Source organism: Tessaracoccus sp. MC1756 (genome assembly GCF_014164735.1).
Lineage (GTDB): Bacteria > Actinomycetota > Actinomycetes > Propionibacteriales > Propionibacteriaceae > Arachnia.
Map to the genome: position 1 here is coordinate 662,630 of NZ_JACJFZ010000001.1, position 21,166 is coordinate 683,795.

The following is a 21,166-nucleotide window of genomic DNA, read 5'->3' on the forward strand; positions in this document are numbered from 1 at the left end:
GTCAGCCCTTCTTGCGGAGCTTCGACGGCCACCAGATGGCCGGGCCGATGTCGTAGGTGAGCGCGGGCACCAGCAGGGTGCGCACCAGGAAGGTGTCCAGCAGCACGCCGAAGGCGACGATGAAGGCCAGTTGAGCCAGGAACAGCACCGGGATGACGGCAAGGGCGGCGAACGTCGCGGCCAGCACCAGGCCGGCCGACGTGATGACGCCACCTGTCACCGAGAGGCCACGCAGGATGCCCTTCCTCGTGCCGTGCTTGATCGACTCCTCCCGCACGCGGGTCATCAGGAAGATGTTGTAGTCGATACCCAGCGCGACGAGGAAGACGAAGCCGTAGAGCGGCACCGACGGGTCCGCCCCCGGGAAGTCCAGGACGTGGTTGAACACGATGGCCGAGGTGCCCATGGCCGTGCCGAAGCTCAGCGCCGTGGTGAGGATCAGGAGCGCCGGAGCCAGCACGCTGCGCAGCAGGAAGATCAGGATTACGAGGATCACGACCAGCACGATCGGGATGATCACCGCACGGTCGCGCGCCGACGTGTCACGGGTGTCGAGGTCGACGGCGGTGCGGCCGCCCAGTTCGGCGGTGCCCGCCAGTTCTGTGCGGAGGTCGCGGACGGTCTGGATCGAGAGCTCGCTGTCCGGGGCGTCGGTGAGTGTGGCCAGGAGGATGACCTCGCCCTCGCTGACGGTGGGGGCGGGCGCCGGGGTCCCGGGCGGACCGAGGGCCTGGATGCCGTCCAGCGTCACCGGCGCGGTGCCGGCGGGAGAATCGGAGGAGACGACCGACACCGAGGCGATGCCTTCCGTGCCGAGCAGCGTCTCGGTCACCGGCATGAGTTCGGCTTCGTCGGTCAGCACGCGGACCGGCGTGCCGGAGCCGCCGGGGAAGTGCTCGCCCAGCTTCTCCTGGCCCGTGCGGGCATCGGAGGAGCCCAGCACGAAGTCGCTCGGCGGGACCCCGTCGGCCTTCAGCGTGGGCCAGAACGCAGCGCCGGCGGCCAGCAGGATGACGCAGACGATCCACACCATTCGCGGCTTGCGGGAGACGAGACCGGCCGCCTTGGCGTAGACGCCTTCGGTGAGCTGGTCATCGTCGGTGCGCTCGGGCAGGTAACGGGGGCGACGCGGCCAGTATGATGTGCGGCCCATCATGTAGAGGAGAGCCGGCAGCAGGGTGAGTGCGCCCAGCATGGCGAACACGATGCCGATCGAGGCAACCGGGCCGAGTGAACGGTTGGAGCCGAGGTCGCTCAGCAGCAGGCACATCAGGCCGGCGATCACGGTGCCGCCGGAGGCGAGGATGGGCTCGACGACGCCCTTGATCGCCTTCCAGGTGGCGGTGGCGCGCGACGGGTGGCGCTTCAGTTCCTCCGCGTAGCGGGCGGTGTAGAGCAGCGAGTAGTCGGTGGCGGCGCCGATGACCAGGATGAACAGGATGCCCTGCGTCTGCCCGGTCAGCGCGACGATGTCGGCCTTGGCGAGCCACCAGTTGACCAGCAGCGCCACGCACAGCGCGAAGAGGCTCGTGGACAGCACCGCGAAGGGGAGGATCAGTGAGCGGTAGACCACCAGCAGAATGACGAGGACGACGCCCAACGCGACGATGAGGAGCAGGCCATCGATGCCCGCGAAAGCGTCGGCGATGTCGGCGGTGAAGCCTGCCGGGCCGGTGATGTGTTGCTCGATACCGTCCGGGGTCTCCGCCTCCAGCATCTGCCGCAGGCCCTCGACGGCGAGCCCCTGCTCGAGATCCGGGTCCAGACCGAGGAAGAGCTGGGCCGCGAGGCCGTCCTCGGACGGGAGGAGGGGGGAGGTGCTCAGGACGCCCTGCTCGTCGGAGAGGTCCTGTGCCAGCGTGCCGAGATCGGCCAGCTGGGTCTCGGACAGCGGCTCCTCAGCGGTGAAAATCAGGATCGCGGGGAGGGTATCGCCGTCCACGAAGTCGAGGTAACGCTCGTCGACGTACGTCGATTCGGCGTCGGCCGGGAGGAACTGGGCGGCGTCGTTCTGGGCCACTTCGGAGACCCGGCCGAAGTACGGTCCGCCGATGCCCGCGCCCACCAGCCAGACGAGTGTGATGACAACGGCGATGACGGCGCGCAGGCCACGGGAGGTTTTCACGGTTGCAGCCTAGATGTAAACATCGCGCTGTCGCGACGACCAAGGCTCTATCGAAGGATGGATCAGACAGTTCGAGGGAGACTCCCGCCACATCGCGCCCTGTGGCGTCGATGTGGCAGCAATCTCCCTCGAAATACCGGTGACCCGCTCAGAGTGCGTAGTACAGCTCGAACTCGTGGGGGTGCGGGCGCATCGCGATGGCCTGGATCTCTGCGCGCTTCAGTTCGATCCACGTCTCGATGAGGTCCGGAGTGAACACGTCACCGGCGTAGAGGAACTCGTGGTCAGCCTCGAGCTCCTCGAGCACCGCACCCAGCGAACCGGGCACCGTGGGCACCTGGTCATGCTCGTCCGGCGGCAGTTCGTAGAGGTCCTTGTCGATGGGGGCCAGCGGTTCGATCCGGTTCTGGATTCCATCGACGCCGGCCAGCAGCATCGCCGCGAACGCCAGGTACGGGTTCGACGACGGGTCCGGGCAGCGGAACTCGATGCGCTTGGCCTTCGGGTTCGAACCGGTGATCGGGATGCGGATGCACGCCGAGCGGTTGCGCTGCGAGTAGACCAGGTTGACCGGGGCCTCGAAGCCGGGCACCAGGCGGTGGAACGAGTTCACCGACGGGTTGGTGAAGGCCAGCAGGGCGGGCGCGTGCTTCAGCAGGCCACCGATGTACCAGCGGGCCATGTCGGACAGACCGGCGTAACCGTTCTCGTCGTAGAACAGCGGCTTGCCGTTCTCCCAGATGGACTGGTGGACGTGCATGCCGGAGCCGTTGTCGCCGAAGATGGGCTTCGGCATGAACGTGGCGGTCTTGCCCGCCTCCCACGCCGTGTTCTTCACGAGGTACTTGAACTTCATGACGTCGTCGGCGGCCTTGAGCAACGTGTCGAAGCGCCAATTGATCTCGGCCTGGCCGGCGGTGCCGACCTCGTGGTGCGCACGCTCGACCTCGAGGCCGGCGTTGCCCATGTGACGCACGATGTCGTCGCGCAGGTCCCCGAAGTGGTCCACGGGCGCGACAGGGAAGTAGCCGCCCTTGTAGCTCACCTTGTAGCCGCGGTTGCCGCCGTCCTCGATCCGCCCCGTGTTCCAGGCGCCCGCCTCGGAGTCGATGTGGTAGTACGACGAGTTCGCCGACGTCTCGAACCTGATGTCGTCGAAGACGTAGAACTCCGCTTCAGGGGCGAAGAAGGCGGTGTCGCCGATGCCGGTGGACCCCAGGAACGCCTCCGCCTTGCGCGCGATGTTGCGCGGGTCACGGGAGTAGGGCTCCTTGGTCAGCGGGTCGTGCACGAAGAAGTTGACGTTCATCGTCTTCGACTTGCGGAACGGGTCCAGGTAGGCCGTGGTGGGATCCGGCAGCAGGGCCATGTCGGACTCATGGATCTTCTGGAAGCCGGTGATGGAGGAACCATCGAACCCCAGGCCATCTTCGAAGACCTCGGGCCCGAAGGCGGTCGCTGGGACGGTGAAGTGCTGCATGACCCCGGGCAGGTCGCAGAAGCGCACGTCGATCGTCTCGACATTCTCTTCCTTGATGTAAGCCAGTAGGTCGTCTGCGCCTTGGAACATGTGGTTAGCCTTTACGTCTCGGTTGACGAGTCCAAACGATATGAGCCTATCTTTGCCCGGCAGTTGCCGGTGGGTAACGGCCCTGTTACAGCTTTCCCGGTATCGAAGGCCCCTCAGCACAACGCCAGAGGGGCCAGGGCGTGGCCCGGACCCCTCTCAGCTTGCGTGTGTCAGGCAGCGAACTGCGGACGCGCGTCGTAGATCTCCTGATCCAGCACGCCTTCGCGTTTGCCCACGACCGCCGCGACCAGCGCCTGGCCGGTGACGTTGAGGGCCGTGCGGCCCATGTCGACGATGGGCTCTACCGCGAGCAGCAGGCCGACGCCCTCGAGCGGGAGGCCCAGCGTGGACAGCGTGAGGGTCAACATGACGGTCGCGCCGGTGGTGCCGGCGGTGGCCGAGGAGCCGAGTACGGCGACGAACGCGATCAGCAGGTAGTGCGTGATGTTCAGGTCGATGCCGTAGAACTGGGCGATGAAGATCGCGGCGATGGCCGGGAAGACCGCGGCGCAGCCGTCCATCTTCGTGGTCGCGCCCAGCGGCACGGCGAAGCTGGCGTACTGGCGCTGCACGCCCAGGTTGCGCTCGACGACCTGCTCGGTGACGGGCATGGTGCCCATCGAGGAGCGGGTCACGAAGCCCAGCGAGATGGCGGGCCACACGTTGCGGTAGAACTGCGCCACGTCGAGGCCGTTGAACTTCAACACGGCGGGGTACACGACCACCCAGATCACGGCCAGGCCGACATAGAGGGCCAGGACGAAGGAGCCGAGCGACGCCAGCGAAGTCCAGCCGTAGGTGGCGACGGCGCGGCCGACGAGGGCAGCGGTGCCGATGGGGGCCAGGCGGATGATCCACCACAGGACCTTCTGGATGACGGACAGCGCAGACTCCATGAAGCCGACGAACGGTGCGGCCTTGTCGCCCACCTTGACCGCGGCGATGCCGAAGAGGATCGAGACGAGGAGGATCTGCAGCACCGAGAAGCTCGGGGAAGCGGTTACGGCGCCCTCTGCGGTGGTGCTGGCGCTGACGCTGAGGCCGAAGATGTTGCTGGGTACCAGGCCGAGCAGGAACGCGGCCCAGTCGCCCTGGCGGCTGGGGAGTTCGGCGGCGTCGCCGGAGACGCCGGCGGTCAGCCACGGCTTCGACAGCAGGCCGACGACGATGCCGACGATGACGCTGGCCAGGGCGGTGATGGCGAACCACACGAGCGTCTGGACGGCGAGCCGGGCGGCGTTCCTGACCTGCTGAAGGCGGGCGATCGACGAGATCACGGCGGTGACCACGAGCGGCACGACGAGCAGCATGAGGAGCTTGACGTAGGCCGAGCCCACTTCGTAGAGAAGGCCGGTCAGCCAGTTGCGCTCGCCCTCGGCGGGCGCACCGATGCCGAGGGCGATGAAGCCGAGGACCAGACCGACGACAAGGCCCACGGCGATCTGGAAGCCGAGGCCGGTGTAGAAAGGTTTGCGGGGTTCGCGGAGCGGCGCGTCAGAGCGCGCCTCGATGATGGTGGACATGAGGATTCCTTGAAAGCTGGGGTGGGATGAACGTCGGGAGGGGTCCGCGTCAGCGCAGACAGGTGCCGGCAGGAACGCGGCAGAGATCGACCCACAGTCGACCGACGAGCATAAGCATGGACAGATCATGGCACGTCCTTGAAGGCTCCGGGAAACCTGTTCACCGACGGCGTACCGGGGAGCCGCTGGTAGGCTGCGCCGCGTGACTGACACCACCACTTACCCGGGCCAGACCATCGGTCTGCCCGAGCGTGGCCGTGGCTCGCTTGCGTCGTGGCGCGCGCGTATCGCCGCCATGATCGGCGACTGGGCCGCCAGCATGCTGGTGGCGATAGCGGTCTTCGGCATCGAGGTGATGACGGGCACCGGGTGGAGGTCGTTCATGATCCTGGCGGTGTACTTCGTGGAGGCGAGCATCCTCACAGCGCTCACCGGTGGCTCGTTCGGTCAGCTCATCGCCCGTATCGGGATCGCGCGGCTCGACGGCCGGCACGTCGGCTGGTGGCGCGCCGTCGTGCGCACCGCACTGAAGTGCCTCGTCATCCCGGCGGTCGTGATCGGCGCCGAGCGGCGTGCCATGACAGATCTGTTGCTCGGAACTGTTGTCATCAATCGTAAATAGCCCGCTGGCGTGGCAGGATTTCGCCATGGCCACCAAGAAACGCACCGACGCTGCTGCAGACACCTTCTCCGCCGAGGAGAAGGCCGCCATGAAGGAACGCGCCTCTGAGCTGAAGCGGTCGCGCTCCACCAAGGATCCCGAAGCCGATGTGCTGGCGAAGATCGCCGAGATGGAGGGCGACGACAAGGCGATCGCCGAGTCCCTCCACGCGCTGGTGAAGGAGGTCGCGCCCGACATGGGCTGCAAGACCTGGTACGGGTTCCCCGCCTACATGATGGGCAAGGAGATCGTCTTCTTCTTCCAGCCGGCGAAGAAGTTCGGCACCCGCTACGGCACCCTCGGCTTCAACGACAGCGCCAAGCTCGACGACGGCGACATCTGGCCCTCCGCGTTCGCGATCCCGGCGTGGACGGCGCAGGTGGAGAAGAGGGTCTCCGACCTGATCAAGCGCGCTGTCGGCGCGTAACGGAGGCGGGGTCCAGGTCCAGGCGGCGCAGCAACTGCGCATTCAGGGCCACCACCACCGTCGAGAGGGACATCAGGATGGCGCCCACCGACATCGGCAGGGTGACGCCCGCTGAGGCGAGCGTGCCCGCGGCGAGCGGTACGGCCACCAGGTTGTACCCCGCCGCCCACCAGAGGTTCTGCTTCATCTTGCGGTAGGCGGCGCGCGACAACTGGATGACGGAGACGACGGCCCGGGGGTCGTCTCCGGCGAGGACCACGCCGGCGGACCCGATCGCGACGTCGGTGCCCGCGCCGATCGCGATGCCGACGTCGGCCTGGGCAAGGGCCGGTGCGTCGTTGACGCCGTCGCCGACCATCGCCACCGTCCGCCCCTCCCGCTGCAGTTCCTGCACCTTCCCTGCCTTGTCCTCCGGGCGGACCCCCGCGAAGACCCGCTCGATGCCGAGGTCTGCGGCCACCGATTCCGCCACCGCCCGGGCGTCGCCGGTGATCATCACGACGGTGACCCCCCGCTGGCGAAGCGCCTCGATGGCCGCCCGGGACTCTGGGCGGATTTCATCGGCGACCTGCAGTGCACCGATGGGCTCACCGTCGACCAGCACGTGCAGGATGGTGGCTCCCGAGGACGCCCAGGTCTCGCTGACGGGCAGTGCCGTTGCGTTCTCCTGGGCCAGGAGGTGGGGGCCGCCCACCTGGACGCGTCGCCCCTCAACACGGGCGCTGACGCCGACGGCGGGGGAGGACGAGAAGTCATGTGCCTTGTGCACCGTGAGCCCGCGCTCTGCTGCGCGCCGGACGATCGCCTTGGCAAGGGGGTGCTCGGAGTCGGCCTCCGCGGCGGCGGCCAGGGCGAGCACCTCGTCGTCGGAGCGTCCGACGGCGTGCACCGCCGCGACAACCGGGGCGCCTACGGTCAACGTGCCGGTCTTGTCGAACAGGACCGCGTCGACGGTGCGCATCGCCTCGAGGGCGAGCCGGTCCTTGACCAGGACGCCCGCCTTGGCGGCGCGCTCGGTGGCGATCGACACGACCAGCGGGATGGCCAAGCCCAGGGCGTGCGGGCAGGCGATCACGAGCACCGTGATGGTGCGGACGATCGCCTGGTCCGGAACGCCGAGGACGGTCCACGCGATGGCGGTGATCACGGCGGCACCGAGGGCGAACCAGAACAGCCAGGCAGCCGCCCGGTCCGCGATCCGCTGTGCCTTCGACGAGGAGTTCTGGGCGTCGAGGACCATCTTCTGGATCCCGGCGAGGGCGGTGTCGTCGCCGACGGCGGTGACCTGGAGGCGGATGCCCGAGTCCGTGGCGATGGTCCCTGCGACGACCTGTTCGCCCTCGCTGCGGGCCACCGGCTTGGACTCTCCGGTGATCATCGACTCGTCCATGCTCGCTGAGCCCTGGGTGATCATGCCGTCGGCGGGCACCTGGCCACCGGGCCGCACGATCACGATGTCGCCGTTTGCCAGGGCAGAGGGGGAGACCTTCTCCACGCCGCCATCGAGGACGCGTTCGGCCTCGTCCGGCAGCAGTGCGGCGAGCGAATCGAGCGCTGAGGTGGTCTGCGCCAGCGAGCGCATCTCCACCCAGTGGCCGAGCAGCATGATGACGATCAGCAACGCCAGTTCCCACCAGAACTCCAGTTCGTGGTGGAGGATGCCCAGCGTCGCGCTCCAGGAGGCCAGGAAGGCGACGGTGATGGCGAGCCCGATCAGCAGCATCATGCCGGGCTTGCGCTGCCTGATCTCGCTGACGGCTCCCGTCAGGAACGGCTGACCGCCCCAGACGTACATCACCGTGCCGAGAAGCGCCGCCACCCAGAGGGCCCAGCCAGGGAGGTCGTAGCCGATCAGGTGGGCGAACATCGGCGACAGCGCGACGACCGGGACGCCCAGGGCGAGCATGACCCAGAAGAGACGGCCGAAGTGGGCTGCGTGGCCGGCGTGACCGCCGTGACCGTCGTGACCCTGCGATTCCGGCCTCATGGGTGCCGGGTGCCCGTGATGGTGGTGAGCAGTCATGGCATCGACGCTACCATACCCCCAGGGGGTATTAAAGACGCACGGGCGGGACTTACCGACGCCCCCACTCCCAGCTCGGACGCGACAGTAGCCCCTGATCTGCGACGACCGTTTCACCCGTGTCCTTGACCAGTTCAACCAACTCCAGGTCCTCCTCGGGCACCGCGCCGGTGAGCGCCTCGACGAGGGCTCGTGAATGGGTCACGACGACGACCTGCGTCTCTGCCGCCGAGCGTGCGATCAGGCGCCCGAGTGGTGCGATCAGGGAGGGGTGGAGGCTGTTCTCGGGTTCGTTCAAGGCCATCAGGGGAGGGCGGGCCGGGGCCAGTAGCGCTGCCAACCACATGAGGTAGCGCAGCGTGCCGTCCGACAGTTCGGCGGCCCGCAAGGGCCGCAGCATGCCGGGCTGGTGGAGCGCGAGCTCGAAGATCCCGTCGACGACGGGGACCTCGAGACTGCTGCCCGGGAAGGCATCCTCGATGAACTGGCCGATGGGTTCGCGCCCACGTTCGCGGATCGTCTGCAGGGCCGCAGCCACATCGGCGCCGTCGCCGGCCAGCGCCCAGGTGCGGGTGCCCACCCTCGGCTGCCTGGCGGGGGCCCCGGCGTCCGTGCGCAGGGTGTCGTAGAAGCGCCAGGCCGCGAGCTCGTCCCGCAGCGCCCGGAGTTCGGGGAGGTCGCGGAGCATGGACTGGTGGGGCGCCAGCTGGAACGGCAGTTCCTCCCAGGGGCCCTCGTCGCGGACCTCCACCAGGCCGCGCCTCCGGCGGGCGGCGAGGGTGGAGGCGCGCATGAGCGGGCCACCCCAGACGACCTCGCGCTTGACCTCCGGGTCTCGGTCGAAGGCGCTCAGGCCCTGTTGGGGCAGCCCGAGATCGACGAGGTAGCTGAGCGCATCGGCGCCGATGCCCAACTTGAGTGACACCGGCCCGCTCCTGATGGTGCCCTGCACCAGGCCGGTGCGCCGGGCGCCCGTGAGTGACTCGGGGCCGGCCCACAGCACCGACGACAGCCCGCCCTCGCGCGCCAGCGAGGCCACCGCGTCGCCCAACGCGCAGCCGGCGAGGAGCCGCAGGGCCCTGTAGAGGCTCGACTTTCCCGATCCGTTGGGCCCCGTGACGACGGTGACCCTGCCGAGCCGGATGGAGACGTCGCGCAGCGACCGGTATCCGGAGACGGCCAGTGTCCTGTACATGTCGGCGAGCTTAAACCGAGGGTGCGACAGCGCCGGGGCACCTCGTCCGGGCCGGCCGGAGCGCCGCTACCTGGTGCGGGTCAATTCGGAGGTCAGGTGACGCTGGAGGGGGTATTCGCCGGCGGCCATGTCGAGGCTGGTGCCCAACTCGTCGTCGATGAGGGAGTAGCGGCGGGCGGTCGCGTTGACGGTCTTCGCCGACGAGGAGTTGAGGATCCTGCCCTCCAGGGTGAGCTGCACGGCGCCGTGGGCCACGGTGAGGTGTCCCTCGGCGAGCTCCACCTGCCCGGTCGGCAGCGCCAACACGAACTCCACCCTGTCAGGGGAGGGGAGGCGCAGGTAGCCCGTCTCCACGTGCATCAGCGCGTTGTCCGAGTTCCAGGTCCGCTGCCGGTACTCGAGGAACGGTTTGCCGATGTTGCTGAACGTGATCTCTTCGATGTAGCCGTAGGGCCGGATGCTCGGGTATTCCCCGTGCCCAGCGCCCTCCCAGGTGCCGACGAGCGTTGCCAGGGGCTGCAGTGCGGGATGGAGATCCATGCCCCCGAGTCTAAGCCGGGTGCCGGCCGACGGTGGCAGAATCGGGCCCATGACAGACGACCTGCAACTCCTCGACGGTTTCCGCATGCCTACGCTCGGCTTCGGCCTCTACAAGGTTCCGCCGGAGCAGACGGAGGAGGTGGTGGTCGCCGGTGTCGCCGCCGGCTACCGACTGGTCGACGGTGCCGAGTTCTATGCCAACGAGGTCGAACTGGGCAACGCGCTGCGCCGCGTCGACATCGACCGCTCGCTCCTCACCGTCACCAGCAAGTTCTGGGGCGAGGAGAGCCAGGACCGCGACGCGGTGCTCGCCTCCTTCGACGCGACGGAGAAGGCGCTGGGCACGGCCGTCGACGTCTACATGATCCACTGGCCCCGCCCCAACCGGAACCAGTTCGTCGACGTGTGGCGCACCCTCATCGAGCTGCGGGAGGCGGGCCGCGTCCGCTCCATCGGGGTGTCCAACTTCACGGAGGAGCAGATCGAAAGGATCATCGGGGAGACGGGGGTCGCTCCGGTCGTGAACCAGGTCGAACTCCACCCGTACCTCCAACAGGAGGGCCTCCGGAAGTACCACCGGGAGCACGGCATCGTCACGCAGGCGTGGAGCCCGCTGGGCCGCGGCCATGTGCTGGAAGACCCGCTGATCCGCGCCATCGCGGCCAGGCACGGCGTCACCCCGGCGCAGGCCATCATCCGGTGGCACCTGCAGTTGGGCAACGCGGTCATCCCGAAGTCGACGAACCCCGAGCGGCTGCGCAGCAACCTGGAGGTGGAGCACTTCACGCTGACCGACGACGACATGGCTGCCGTCGCCACACTCGACAGGGGTCAGCGGTTCGGCACTTCGCCCGACGAACGGCAGTGACGGGGACGGGGCCGTAGACTCCGGGAATGGAAGAGCATCCGGACATCAAGCCCCGCTCCCGCCAGGTCACCGACGGTTTGGAAGCCACCGCCGCCCGCGGCATGTTGCGTGCCGTCGGCCTCGGTGACGACGATTTCGCCAAGCCCCAGATCGGCGTGGGATCCAGTTGGAACGAGATCACCCCCTGCAACCTCTCCCTCGACAGGCTCGCGAAGAAGGCCAAGGAGGGTGTGTTCGCCGCGGGTGGTTTCCCGCTCGAATTCGGCACCATCTCCGTCTCCGACGGCATCTCGATGGGCCACGACGGCATGCACTACTCACTCGTCTCCCGCGACACGATTGCAGACTCCGTCGAAATCGTGATGCAGGCGGAACGCCTCGACGGATCCGTGCTGCTGGCCGGCTGCGACAAGTCCGAGCCGGGCATGATGATGGCCGCCGCCCGCCTCGGCCTGGCCTCCGTCTACGTCTACGCCGGTTCCATCATGCCCGGCCTGGCGCGGCTCTCCTCAGGGGAGGAACGCGAGGTCACGATCATCGACGCCTATGAGGCGGTGGGAGCCTGCGCCAGAGGGCTGATGTCGCGCGAGGACGTGACCGTGATCGAGAAGGCGATCTGCCCTGGCGAGGGTGCCTGCGGCGGGATGTACACGGCCAACACCATGGCCTGCGTGGCAGAGGCCATGGGCCTGTCGATCCCCGGTTCAGCCGCGCCGCCGGCCGTCGACCCAAGGCGCGACATCGCTGCGTTCAAGGCCGGCGAGGCCGTCGTCGAGATGCTGCGTCAGGGCATCACCACCAGGGACATCATGACCAAGGAGGCGTTCGAGAACGCCATCGCCGTCGTGATGGCGTTCGGAGGGTCCACCAACGCCGTGCTTCACCTGTTGGCCATCGCCCACGAGGCCGACGTGGACCTCACGCTGGCAGACTTCACCCGCATGCAGGCCAAGGTGCCGCACCTGGGCGACCTCAAGCCCTACGGGCGCTACGTCATGAACGACGTCGACCGGGTGGGCGGCGTGCCCGTCATCATGCGGCTGCTCGACGAGGCGGGGCTCATCAACCGCGACTGCATGACCGTCACGGGCAAGACCATCGCTGAGAACCTTGAGGAGTCGGCGCCCCGCCGCCCCGACGGCAAGGTGCTGCGGTCCTTGGACAACGCCATCGCCCCGCGCGGCGGCATCACCATCCTGCACGGATCGCTCGCCCCGGAGGGCGCCGTGGTCAAGACCGCCGGCTTCCAGACCGATGTGTTCGAAGGCACCGCCAGGGTGTTCGAACGTGAGCGTGCCGCCCTCGATGCGCTGGAGAACGGCACCATCACCGACGGCGACGTGGTGGTCATCCGCTATGAGGGGCCCAAGGGTGGCCCGGGCATGCGCGAGATGCTGGCCATCACCGGGGCTATCAAGGGTGCCAACCTCGGCAAGACCGTCCTGCTGCTCACCGACGGCCGGTTCTCCGGCGGCACCACCGGGTTGTGCGTCGGCCACGTCGCGCCGGAAGCGGTCGACGGGGGGCCCATCGCGTTCGTCCGTGACGGCGACCAGATCCGTCTCGACGTCGGCACCATGACGCTCGACCTCGAGGTTGACGAGGAGGAGCTCGCGCGCCGCAGGGAGGGCTGGCGCCCCATCAAGCCCAAGTTCACCACCGGCGTCCTGGGCAAGTACCAGAAGCTCGTGGGTTCGGCCAGCAAGGGTGCGGTGCTGGGCTGAGGGCGGAGCCTGGAGCAGTTGCGGGCCGAAACCGGGGGACAACCCCAGGTCACGGCCCGCCTTGCGGTCACTCAGCGGCGGTGAGCCACGCCTCTTCGAGGTCGTCCTTGCGGGCCTCGGCGGCCTGCAGGTCAGCCGTGAGCTTCGCCAGCCGCGGGTAGTCGCTGGCCGCCTCCGTCATCGCCGTGTGCAGCTTGACGATCTCCGCTTCGACCTTGCCGAGCTGGCTCTCGAGCCGCGCGAGGTCCTTCTTCCGCTGACGCTCCGCAGCGGCGTCGGACTTGGTGGCGGGCCCGCTCGGGCCAGGCGCGGCAGCCGCGTCGGCGGCCTGGGCGCGCCGTCGCCTGTCCAGGTACTCCTCGACGCCACCCGGCAGCAGCACGCAGGTGCCGTCGCCCAGCAGCGCGTAGGTCACGTCGGTGACGCGCTCCAGGAAGTACCGGTCGTGGCTGACCACGATCAGCGTGCCCGGCCAGGTGTCGAGGTAGTCCTCGATGACGGTCAGGGTGTCGATGTCCAGGTCGTTGGTGGGCTCGTCGAGCAGCAGGACGTTGGGTTCGGTCAGCAGCAGACGCAGGAACTGCAGCCTCCTGCGCTCGCCGCCCGACAGGTCACCGATCCGGGCCACCAACTTGTCGCCGGTGAACCCGAACTCCTCCAGCAGCGACGACGCGGAGGCGTCGCGACCGGTGGCCAGCTTCGTCTCCTCCCGCAACCGCTTCACCGACGACAACACGCGGTCGTCCTCATCGAGTTCGGCCACGGCCTGCGACAGGTAGGCCAACCGGAGGGTCTTGCCGCGCTTGATCTTGCCGCTGTCCGGGTCACGTTCATCGGCCAGGAGGTCGAGGAGGGTGGTCTTGCCCGCGCCGTTGATGCCCACCAGTCCGATCCGGTCTCCCGGACCGATCGACCAGGTCAACCTGTCGAGCAGCGTGCGGTCCGGCACCGTGTAGTCGACGTTGATGAGGTCGAACACGTCCTTGCCCAGACGGGTCACCGCGAACTGTTCGAGCGCCAGCTTGTCGCGTGGCGGCGGCTCGTCGGCGATCAGGACGTTGGCGGCCTCGATGCGGAACTTGGACTTCGACGTGCGGGCAGGGGCGCCGCGGCGCAGCCAGGCGAGTTCCTTGCGCGCGAGGTTCTTCCGACGCGCCTCGTTCGTCGCGGCGACCCGCTGGCGCTCCACGCGGGCGAGCACGTAGGCGGCGTAACCGCCGTCGTAGGCGTCGATCACGCCGTCGTGCACCTCCCAGATGCGGGTGCACACGGCGTCGAGGAACCAGCGGTCGTGGCTGACCAACAGCATGGCGAGGCCGGCCTGCGTGCGGGCCCGGAGATACTCCGCCAGGAAAGCGATGGCCTCCACGTCGAGGTGGTTGGTGGGCTCGTCGAGCACGATGAGGTCGTGGTGGCCGAGCAGGACCGCGACGAGCTCCACCCGCCGTCGCTCACCACCGGACAACTTCTCCAGGGGCCGTTCCAGGCCGATGTCGGTCAGGAGCGCCTCCACGACGCCGCGCTTGCCGGCGTCGGCCGCCCAGACATGGTCCGGTTCACCGCCGACGATCCGGTCGCGCACCGTTTCGCCGGGACGGGGGTCGCTCTGCTGCTGCAGGACGCCGATGGAGGAGTTGGTGGCGCGGATGGCGCGCCCCGAATCTGGCTCCAGTTCCCCGGTCATGATCCGCAGCAGGGTGGTCTTGCCGTCGCCGTTGCGGCCGACGACGCCGATCACCTCGCGCTCCGAGATGCCGCAGGAGACGTTGTCGAGCAGGGTGCGGGTACCGAAGCCGTGCGTGATGGCTTCGAGATTGACGATGTTGGCCACAGGTCAGCGGCCGCGCATGGCGGCTCGGGAGCCCTTCATCGAGATGGGACCCTTCGGGATGGGTGCCTTGGGGCGCATGGCGTCCAGGGCACGGAGGCGCTGGCGCACCTCGCCGATCTTTGCGGGGGTGAGCACCTTGGGCATCTTCTTGATGTGGCTGGCCAGCTGGTCCAGCGGGACCTGGCCGGCGGCCTTGCCCATCTGGATGGTCTTGACCTCGACGCCGTAGGCGACCTGCTCATGCTTGCGCTTCTCACCCTGCAGCAGCGGCTTCAGACGGCCGGCTTCACCCTCACCGATCAGGATGAGGCCGCCGGGGCCGAGTGTGCGGTGCACGACGTCCATGTTCTTGGTCACGGCGATGACGGGATCAGACACCCACTGCTTCGGCAGCATCTGCAGCGCCACCTCACCTGAGCCGGCCTGGCCCTCGTAGCGGCTGTACACGGCGCGGCGGGCCCGCCAGGCGAAGATCGCCATGGCACCGAGGAAGCCGGCCGACACACCGACGAGGCCCCAGATGAGGGGCTGGTTCAGGATGAAGCCCACGACCAGGAGCAGCGCGAACGGCACGACGAACCCTGCGAGCATCAGCCAGGGCAGCGCCTTGTCGTACTTGGCGCTCATCTTGTAGGTCTCTACAAGCTGGCGCCAACGACCCCAGTCTGCGGGGTCTGTGGAACTGCGCTTGCGCTCCTTCTCGGCGCGGGCCTCAGCCTTCTGCTTCGCCTCGAAGGCTTTCGCGCGTTCGCTCTTCGCCATGACAGCCTCTCGTGTCAGTTCTTGTTACGTGCGTCCATCGCTGTGCGGTACAGCCTGCCTGCTCGGTACGAAGAACGAACGAGCGGCCCGGACAACACGCCAGAATATCCGATCTCGCGGGCCTCCTGATCCAGCTCCTCGAACTCCTCCGGAGTGACCCACCTGTCGATGGGGTGCAGCGTCGCGTTGGGGCGCAGGTACTGGGTGATGGTGATCAGCTCGGCACCGGCGTCGTGCAGGTCCTGCAGCGCCTCCGAGATCTCCTCGCGGGTCTCGCCCATGCCCAGGATGAGGTTGGACTTGGTGACCAGCCCGCGATCGCGCGACATCCTCAGCACCTCGAGCGAGCGCTCGTAGCGGAAGCCCGGACGGATCCGCTTGAAGATGCGCGGCACGGTCTCGACGTTGTGGGCGAACACCTCCGGCTGTGCGTCGAAGAGTTGCGCGAGGAGTTCCTCCTTGCCGGAGAAGTCCGGCGCGAGCATCTCGACGCCGACGCCGGGGTTGACCCCGTGGACCTGCCGGATGGTCTCCGCGTACAACCAGGCGCCCTCGTCGGGCAGGTCATCGCGGCATACGCCGGTGATGGTGGCGTAGCGCAGCCCCATCTTCTTGACGGAAGCGGCGACGCGCAGCGGCTCGGCCGGGTCGTAACCCTCCGGCTTGGCGGATTCGATCTGGCAGAAGTCACAGCGACGGGTGCACCTGTCCCCACCGATGAGGAACGTGGATTCCCGGTCTTCCCAGCACTCGTAGATGTTGGGACAACCCGCCTCCTGGCACACGGTGTGGAGATCACCCGAACGCACGATCTGCTGGAGATCCTGGTAGTTCGGGCCCATCTTCGCGGTGGTCTTGATCCACGCGGGCTTTCGCTCGATCGGTGTCTCGGCGTTCTTCGCTTCGACTCTGAGGAGTCTGCGTCCGTCTGGCTGCACTGCTGTCACCCCCCCAGAGTAATACCCCCGGGAGACGGCGTGAGTAGGGTGTCAGCGTGCTTCCACTGGTTGCCTCACATCCGGGATTGTGCTCCTGGTCCGTGCCGGGGTGGCATGGGGCACGGCGCTGCTCGAGCCGGTCACCGGCTCCGCGCTGGCCTTCCTGGTTCCGGGGGAGCGGCTGGGTCCGGCGGGGCTGCTCGGCGCGCTTCCGCTGATCGGCGCGGTGCTGTTGTCGACTCGGCGACCTGCGGCGGAAGTTCAGGAACTGGTTCTCCGCTGAAGACGCCGGAGCGTTCCCAGCGCTGCCAGTCGAGTCCCTGCCGTCGGGAGATGCGTAGGAGACTGCGGGTGAGCGCCTGGAACTCGATCGCGTCGACGAAGTAGATCAGCAGCCAGGCGATCGGCGCCACCAGCAGCAGGTTGAGGCTCTGACGCCGGCGCACGTCGGTCAGCACCTGGAAGACGAGGACCACCGCGAGCAGGGCGATGTAGACGATGATCGGCAGGAAGTCGTGGCTCACCCACGTGTACGCCACGATGAGCGCCAGCAGCAACGGCTCGAGGAGAAGCAGCAGATCGGCGATCACGGTCACCGGCATCACCAGCCAGGACAGCCACATGTTGTGCCGGGGCGCGATGCTGAGGAACATCCAGCGGTAGCGCCAGAACGTGATGAGGCGGCCGTACTTCCAGTGCAGGCGCTGCCCGGCCAGGCCCACCACGTCGGAGGCGCCCTCCGTCCAGATCACGGCCCTCGGCGTGTACTGCACCTTTCCGCCGGCGTCCTGGATCCTGGTGGACATCTCGATGTCCTCGGTGATGATCGTCTCGTCGAAGCCGCCCAGCTCGTCGATGATGCTGCGCCGGTAGGAGGCTGCGGCCCCACCGACGATGTACACGGCGTTGAGCAGTGAGTCCGCCTTCTTGAAGAAGAACGCGTAGAGGTACTCGAACTGCTGGATGAGGCCGATGGGGGACTTGTGGTTGCCGATCTTGACGTTGCCCGCCACAGACATCACCCGGGGGTCGTCGTAGAGCCGCACGATCTCCCTGACGGCGTCGGGTTCGACGACGCTGTCGGCATCGACGGTGATGATCAGGTCGCCGCTGGACAGGGACAGCGCCGTGTTCATGGCGCGGGATTTGCCGGCGTTGGGGAGGGAACGGAACACCAGCCGTCCGGGGCGGCGTGATTCCTCGTGCTCACGCACCAGACGCCGCATCACCTCCCCGGTGCCGTCGGTTGAACCGTCGTCGACGACGACGAGTTCGAGATCCGGATAGTCGCTGGCGAGAACGGAGCGCACGGTGGCCTCGATGCCCACCTCTTCGTTCCGGGCCGGCACCAGCACGCTGACCGACGGCCGCCGCACGACGCACCGGGCACCCTGGCGTCGGCGTCGGCGCGCCATGATCAGCTCGTACAGCGGGGCGAGCACGAGTTGTACCGAATACCGGAACAGCGAGGGCCCCATCGCGAGCAGCACCACCCAGCGCAGCCAGGCGCCAGGGGGTTGTGGATGTGTCTGCAGGGTGAGGAACGCCCACACGAGCGCTGCCGTGGCGGCGTATCCGAACAGATAAAGCGCGATTCGACCCATGTGGCGGCCCCTCTCGATGGAGGTGGTCAGCACATCACTCCGGCTCGCCGGAGCGCGGCTAGGTGTGGCGGAGGCGCCCACGGAGGAAAGGCTCCAGATCGTGCGCCACAGCGCTGACGGACCAGGTCCCCGGCGCTTCCTCGACGATCGAGGTGACGCCGGCGTCGGCGATGCCGCAGGGGACGATGTTGCCGAACCGCTCGGCTGAACTCAGCACGTTCAACGCGAAGCCGTGGAGGGCGGTGCGCTGCGAGACCCGCACGCCGATGGCGCAGATCTTGCGCTGCGGCCTGTCTTCGGAGGCTGCCAGCCACACCCCGGTGCGGCCCTCGACGCGTCCCGAGGGGATGCCATAGGTGTCGAGCAGGTCGATCACGGCGCCCTCGACGGCGCGCACGTGGTCCACGACCCCGACGCCGTCCGGCAGGTGCACGATGGGGTAGCCGACGAGCTGGCCGGGGCCGTGGTAGGTGATCTCGCCGCCGCGGTCCACGGGGACGACCGGCGTGCCGTCCTTCGGGTAGTCCGTGAGCTTGGTGCGCCGGCCGGCCGTGTAGACCGGCGGATGCTCGACGTAGATGACGTGGCCGGGCCGCGCGGCTGAGGCCACTTCGGCGTGCACGGCACGTTGGTAGTCCCAGGTCTCTTGGTAATCGCTGAGCCCGGGATCGTCCCCGAGGCCGCGGTACTCGAACGTCAACACGCAGCGATACTACGCCTCAGAGAAGACCCGCAGCCCAGGTGAACACGGGCGCGAGCAGCAACGCGGGGAGGAGATCACCCACGGGGATCTGCTTCAGGCCGAGCAGCCGCAGGCCCAGACCCAGCAGGATCACGCCGCCCGCCGCGGTCAGGGCGTCGACCTGCGCGGCGGTGAGGATGTCGCCGGCGAAGTAGCCCAGCACCGTGAGGGAGCCCTGGAGGACGCCCACCGCGGCAGCGGAGGCGAGGACGCCCCACCCCAGCGTCGAGGCGAACGCCATGGCGGCGAAACCGTCCAGGGTGGCCTTGACCAGCAGTTGATCGGCCCCGCGGCCCAGACCGTCGGAGATCGAGCCCAGAATGGTCAGCGGCCCCACGCAGAAGACGAGGGTGGACACGACCAGTCCGTCGACGAAGCGGTTCTCGTCACCTGCGCCCCTGAACCTGGAGCGGATCCAGTGCGCGCCCTGCTCCAGCCGGTCCTCCACCCGCAACCACGACCCGAGCAGGGTGCCCAGCAGCAGCGCGGCCAGCACCACGATCATCGCTGACCTGCCGACGGCGGAGGTGAGCGCGTCGCTGTTCATCGCCACGACGGAGAACCCGCCGAGCACCATGGTGAACAGGCCCAGCACGGAGGTGACGGTGTCCTTCGTGCGCTCAGGGATGCGGTTTCCGAGGGCCAGCCCGATCAGAGAGCCGACCACCACAGTGGCGACGTTGACGACCGTACCGATCCCGATGAACACGAGCGTCATCCAACCAGACGCAGAGACCCCCGGCCAAGGCCGGGGGTCTCTGTCTCAGGGGAACGGTCAGATGCCGAATTCGCCGCCGAAGTCGCCGTCTTCCAGACGCTCCTTCACTGCGGAGAGGAATCGCGCGGCCACGGCCCCGTCGATGAGGCGGTGGTCGTAGCTGAGCGACAGGTACATCATGTGGCGGATGGCGATGGACTCGGCGCCGAAGCGGTCCTCGACCACGACTGGACGCTTCACCAGCGCGCCGGTGCCGAGGATGGCGACCTGGGGCTGGTTCACGATCGGCGTGTCGAAGAGCGTGCCTGCGGAACCGTAGTTCGTGATGGTGAAAGATCCACCGGACAGCTCATCCGGGCCGACCTGGCCGGTGCGGGTGCGGGCGGCGAGGTCGCCGATCTTCTTCGCCAGGCCGGTGAGGTTCAGGTTGCCGGCCTCCTTGATGACGGGGACCAGCAGACCGCGCTCGGTGTCGACGGCGATGCCTACGTGTTCGCCGTCCGCGTAGGTCATGGTACCCGCCTCCACATCGATGGTGGCGTTGACGATCGGGAACTGCTTGAGCGCCTCCACCGCGGCCATGGTGATGAACGGCAGGTAGGACAGCGAAGCGCCTTCACGACGCTTGAAGTCTGCCTTGACCTGGTTGCGCAGGTGGCTGATCGCGGTGAGGTCCACCTCGACGGTGGCCGTGAGCTGCGCGGAGGTCTGCAGCGATTCCACCATCCGGGCGGCGATCACCTTGCGCAGGCGCGACAGCTTCTCCGTGGTGCCCCGGACCTGCTCAGTGGAAGCGGGGGCTGCCTTGGCGGCGGGAGCAGCAGCGGCCTTCGGGGCCTCTGCAGCGGGTGTCGGCGCGGCCTTTGCCGCCTGGGCGGCGTCGATGACGTCCTGCTTGCGGATGCGACCGCCGACGCCGGTGCCCTTCACGGAACTGAGCTCCACGCCGTGTTCCTTCGCCAGCTTGCGCACGAGCGGGGTCACATAGGTACCGTCTCCCGATGCCTCGGCGGCGCGACGCGCGACCGCGGCCTCAACAGCAGCGGAGTGCTCCTGCTTCGGTTCTTCCTTGGCCGGCTGGGCCTGGGGAGCGGGCTTGGCCTGGGGTTCGGGCTTGGCCTGGGGCTCGGGCTCGGGCTTCGGCTCGGGCTCCGGCTCGGGCTCCGGCTGGGCCTGCGGCGCGGGAGCAGCCTCCGGTGCCGGAGCGGCCGCCTGGGCCGAGGCGTCGCCCACGATGGCGAGCACGTCGCCGACGTTGGCCGTCTCGTCCTCCTGGAAGCGGATCTCGAGCAGGGTGCCCGCCACAGGGCTGGGGATCTCGGTGTCGACCTTGTCCGTGGAGACCTCGAGGAGTGCCTCATCCGCCTCCACCGCGTCGCCCACGGCCTTGAGCCAGCGGGAGATGGTGCCCTCGGTGACGGACTCGCCCAAGGCCGGGAGGGTCACCTCGGTGCCGGAGGCGGGGCCGCCAGCGGCAGGGGCTTGGGACGCGGCCGGGGACTGCTGGTCGTCGGCCGGAACGGCGGCTTCGAGGGGCTCCTCTTCGGCCGCCTGTGGTTCGGGTTCGGGCTGCGGCTCGGGTTCGGGCTGTGACTCGGGTGCGGTTTCGGCAGCGGGTGCTTCGTCGCTTGATGCGGGCGCTTCGCCGGCCTCGCCGATGACGGCCAGCACGGCGCCGACCTCAGCCACGTCGTCTTCCTCGAACCGGATCTCGAGCAGGGTGCCCCCAACCGGGCTGGGAATCTCGGTGTCGACCTTGTCGGTGGAGACTTCGAGCAACGGCTCGTCGGCCTCGACAGTGTCTCCGACCGCCTTCAACCAGCGAGAAATGGTGCCTTCCGTGACGGATTCGCCCAGTGCGGGAAGGGTGACTTCGGTTGACATGTGGTTGTGGCTCCTTTGCGTACCGTGAGTG

General features: G+C 68.2%; 17 protein-coding genes. 4 read left to right on the forward strand and 13 right to left on the reverse strand.

What is annotated here, in order from left to right:
- Position 1 precedes the first annotated feature (1 nt).
- The 3 genes from H5393_RS03055 to H5393_RS03065 form a co-directional block, all read right to left on the reverse strand.
- The gene (locus tag H5393_RS03055) at positions 2–2,125 is read right to left on the reverse strand and encodes an MMPL family transporter (protein ID WP_370585911.1); all 2,124 of its coding nucleotides are present in this window, start codon (positions 2,123–2,125) and stop codon (positions 2–4) included.
- Between the two features lie 148 nt (positions 2,126–2,273).
- Positions 2,274–3,695 carry a type I glutamate--ammonia ligase gene (gene glnA, locus H5393_RS03060; RefSeq protein ID WP_182763737.1) on the reverse strand — a complete coding sequence of 474 codons (1,422 nt, stop codon included), beginning with the start codon at positions 3,693–3,695 and terminating at the stop codon, positions 2,274–2,276.
- A gap of 170 nt (positions 3,696–3,865) precedes the next feature.
- A complete protein-coding gene (locus tag H5393_RS03065; RefSeq protein WP_182765440.1) occupies positions 3,866–5,218 on the reverse strand; it encodes a dicarboxylate/amino acid:cation symporter in 1,353 nt (450 codons plus the stop codon).
- Positions 5,219–5,420: 202 nt separating this feature from the next.
- On the opposite strand from H5393_RS03065, the gene H5393_RS03070 reads away from it, so the two are divergent.
- Positions 5,421–5,840: an RDD family protein gene (locus H5393_RS03070; RefSeq protein ID WP_245243947.1), complete on the forward strand. Its 420-nt coding sequence runs from the start codon at positions 5,421–5,423 to the stop codon at positions 5,838–5,840.
- A 25-nt stretch (positions 5,841–5,865) separates the two neighbouring features.
- On the forward strand, positions 5,866–6,306 hold the full coding sequence (locus tag H5393_RS03075; RefSeq protein WP_182765441.1) for an iron chaperone: 441 nt from the start codon (positions 5,866–5,868) through the stop codon (positions 6,304–6,306).
- Here the strand turns inward: H5393_RS03075 and H5393_RS03080 are convergent.
- The 3 genes from H5393_RS03080 to H5393_RS03090 form a co-directional block, all read right to left on the reverse strand.
- Positions 6,284–8,329, reverse strand: a complete 2,046-nt coding sequence (locus H5393_RS03080) for a heavy metal translocating P-type ATPase (protein ID WP_182765442.1) — start codon at positions 8,327–8,329, stop codon at positions 6,284–6,286. The genes H5393_RS03075 and H5393_RS03080 overlap by 23 nt on opposite strands.
- A 52-nt stretch (positions 8,330–8,381) precedes the next feature.
- Positions 8,382–9,524: an AAA family ATPase gene (locus H5393_RS03085; RefSeq protein WP_182765443.1), complete on the reverse strand. Its 1,143-nt coding sequence runs from the start codon at positions 9,522–9,524 to the stop codon at positions 8,382–8,384.
- A 66-nt stretch (positions 9,525–9,590) separates the two neighbouring features.
- Positions 9,591–10,064, reverse strand: a complete 474-nt coding sequence (locus H5393_RS03090) for an FABP family protein (RefSeq protein ID WP_182765444.1) — start codon at positions 10,062–10,064, stop codon at positions 9,591–9,593.
- A 49-nt stretch (positions 10,065–10,113) separates the two neighbouring features.
- Between H5393_RS03090 and H5393_RS03095 the strand changes: the two genes are divergently transcribed.
- Complete coding sequence (locus tag H5393_RS03095; RefSeq protein WP_182765445.1) at positions 10,114–10,932, forward strand: aldo/keto reductase; 819 nt, start codon at positions 10,114–10,116, stop codon at positions 10,930–10,932.
- Between the two features lie 26 nt (positions 10,933–10,958).
- Positions 10,959–12,656, forward strand: coding sequence for a dihydroxy-acid dehydratase (gene ilvD, locus H5393_RS03100; protein WP_182763729.1), 1,698 nt, complete (start codon positions 10,959–10,961; stop codon positions 12,654–12,656).
- A 67-nt stretch (positions 12,657–12,723) separates the two neighbouring features.
- Here ilvD and H5393_RS03105 read toward each other — a convergent pair whose 3' ends face one another.
- The 7 genes from H5393_RS03105 to sucB all read right to left on the reverse strand — a co-directional run bounded on the left by H5393_RS03105 (position 12,724) and on the right by sucB (position 21,135).
- On the reverse strand, positions 12,724–14,487 hold the full coding sequence (locus tag H5393_RS03105; RefSeq protein ID WP_182763728.1) for an ABC-F family ATP-binding cassette domain-containing protein: 1,764 nt from the start codon (positions 14,485–14,487) through the stop codon (positions 12,724–12,726).
- A 3-nt stretch (positions 14,488–14,490) separates the two neighbouring features.
- Positions 14,491–15,249, reverse strand: a complete 759-nt coding sequence (locus H5393_RS03110; protein ID WP_182763727.1) for a DUF4191 domain-containing protein — start codon at positions 15,247–15,249, stop codon at positions 14,491–14,493.
- Positions 15,250–15,263: 14 nt separating this feature from the next.
- Positions 15,264–16,196, reverse strand: coding sequence for a lipoyl synthase (lipA, locus tag H5393_RS03115; protein ID WP_182763726.1), 933 nt, complete (start codon positions 16,194–16,196; stop codon positions 15,264–15,266).
- A 131-nt stretch (positions 16,197–16,327) separates the two neighbouring features.
- Positions 16,328–17,791, reverse strand: coding sequence for a glycosyltransferase (locus tag H5393_RS03120; RefSeq protein WP_182765446.1), 1,464 nt, complete (start codon positions 17,789–17,791; stop codon positions 16,328–16,330).
- A gap of 58 nt (positions 17,792–17,849) precedes the next feature.
- The gene (gene lipB, locus H5393_RS03125) at positions 17,850–18,494 is read right to left on the reverse strand and encodes a lipoyl(octanoyl) transferase LipB (RefSeq protein WP_182763724.1); all 645 of its coding nucleotides are present in this window, start codon (positions 18,492–18,494) and stop codon (positions 17,850–17,852) included.
- 16 nt (positions 18,495–18,510) lie between these two features.
- On the reverse strand, positions 18,511–19,251 hold the full coding sequence (locus H5393_RS03130; RefSeq protein WP_182763723.1) for a DUF554 domain-containing protein: 741 nt from the start codon (positions 19,249–19,251) through the stop codon (positions 18,511–18,513).
- 57 nt (positions 19,252–19,308) lie between these two features.
- Positions 19,309–21,135: a 2-oxoglutarate dehydrogenase, E2 component, dihydrolipoamide succinyltransferase gene (gene sucB, locus H5393_RS03135; RefSeq protein ID WP_182765447.1), complete on the reverse strand. Its 1,827-nt coding sequence runs from the start codon at positions 21,133–21,135 to the stop codon at positions 19,309–19,311.
- Positions 21,136–21,166 lie beyond the last annotated feature (31 nt).

What these genes read in the sequence shown, in the direction of transcription:
- glnA (WP_182763737.1), bottom strand. Translation starts at nt 3,695, where the DNA reads ATGTTCCAAGGCGCAGACGACCTACTGGCTTACATCAAGGAAGAGAAT.
- H5393_RS03065 (WP_182765440.1), bottom strand. Translation starts at nt 5,218, where the DNA reads ATGTCCACCATCATCGAGGCGCGCTCTGACGCGCCGCTCCGCGAACCC.
- H5393_RS03075 (WP_182765441.1), top strand. Translation starts at nt 5,866, where the DNA reads ATGGCCACCAAGAAACGCACCGACGCTGCTGCAGACACCTTCTCCGCC.
- H5393_RS03080 (WP_182765442.1), bottom strand. Translation starts at nt 8,329, where the DNA reads ATGACTGCTCACCACCATCACGGGCACCCGGCACCCATGAGGCCGGAA.
- H5393_RS03085 (WP_182765443.1), bottom strand. Translation starts at nt 9,524, where the DNA reads ATGTACAGGACACTGGCCGTCTCCGGATACCGGTCGCTGCGCGACGTC.
- H5393_RS03090 (WP_182765444.1), bottom strand. Translation starts at nt 10,064, where the DNA reads ATGGATCTCCATCCCGCACTGCAGCCCCTGGCAACGCTCGTCGGCACC.
- H5393_RS03095 (WP_182765445.1), top strand. Translation starts at nt 10,114, where the DNA reads ATGACAGACGACCTGCAACTCCTCGACGGTTTCCGCATGCCTACGCTC.
- ilvD (WP_182763729.1), top strand. Translation starts at nt 10,959, where the DNA reads ATGGAAGAGCATCCGGACATCAAGCCCCGCTCCCGCCAGGTCACCGAC.
- H5393_RS03110 (WP_182763727.1), bottom strand. Translation starts at nt 15,249, where the DNA reads ATGGCGAAGAGCGAACGCGCGAAAGCCTTCGAGGCGAAGCAGAAGGCT.
- H5393_RS03120 (WP_182765446.1), bottom strand. Translation starts at nt 17,791, where the DNA reads ATGGGTCGAATCGCGCTTTATCTGTTCGGATACGCCGCCACGGCAGCG.
- H5393_RS03130 (WP_182763723.1), bottom strand. Translation starts at nt 19,251, where the DNA reads ATGACGCTCGTGTTCATCGGGATCGGTACGGTCGTCAACGTCGCCACT.
- sucB (WP_182765447.1), bottom strand. Translation starts at nt 21,135, where the DNA reads ATGTCAACCGAAGTCACCCTTCCCGCACTGGGCGAATCCGTCACGGAA.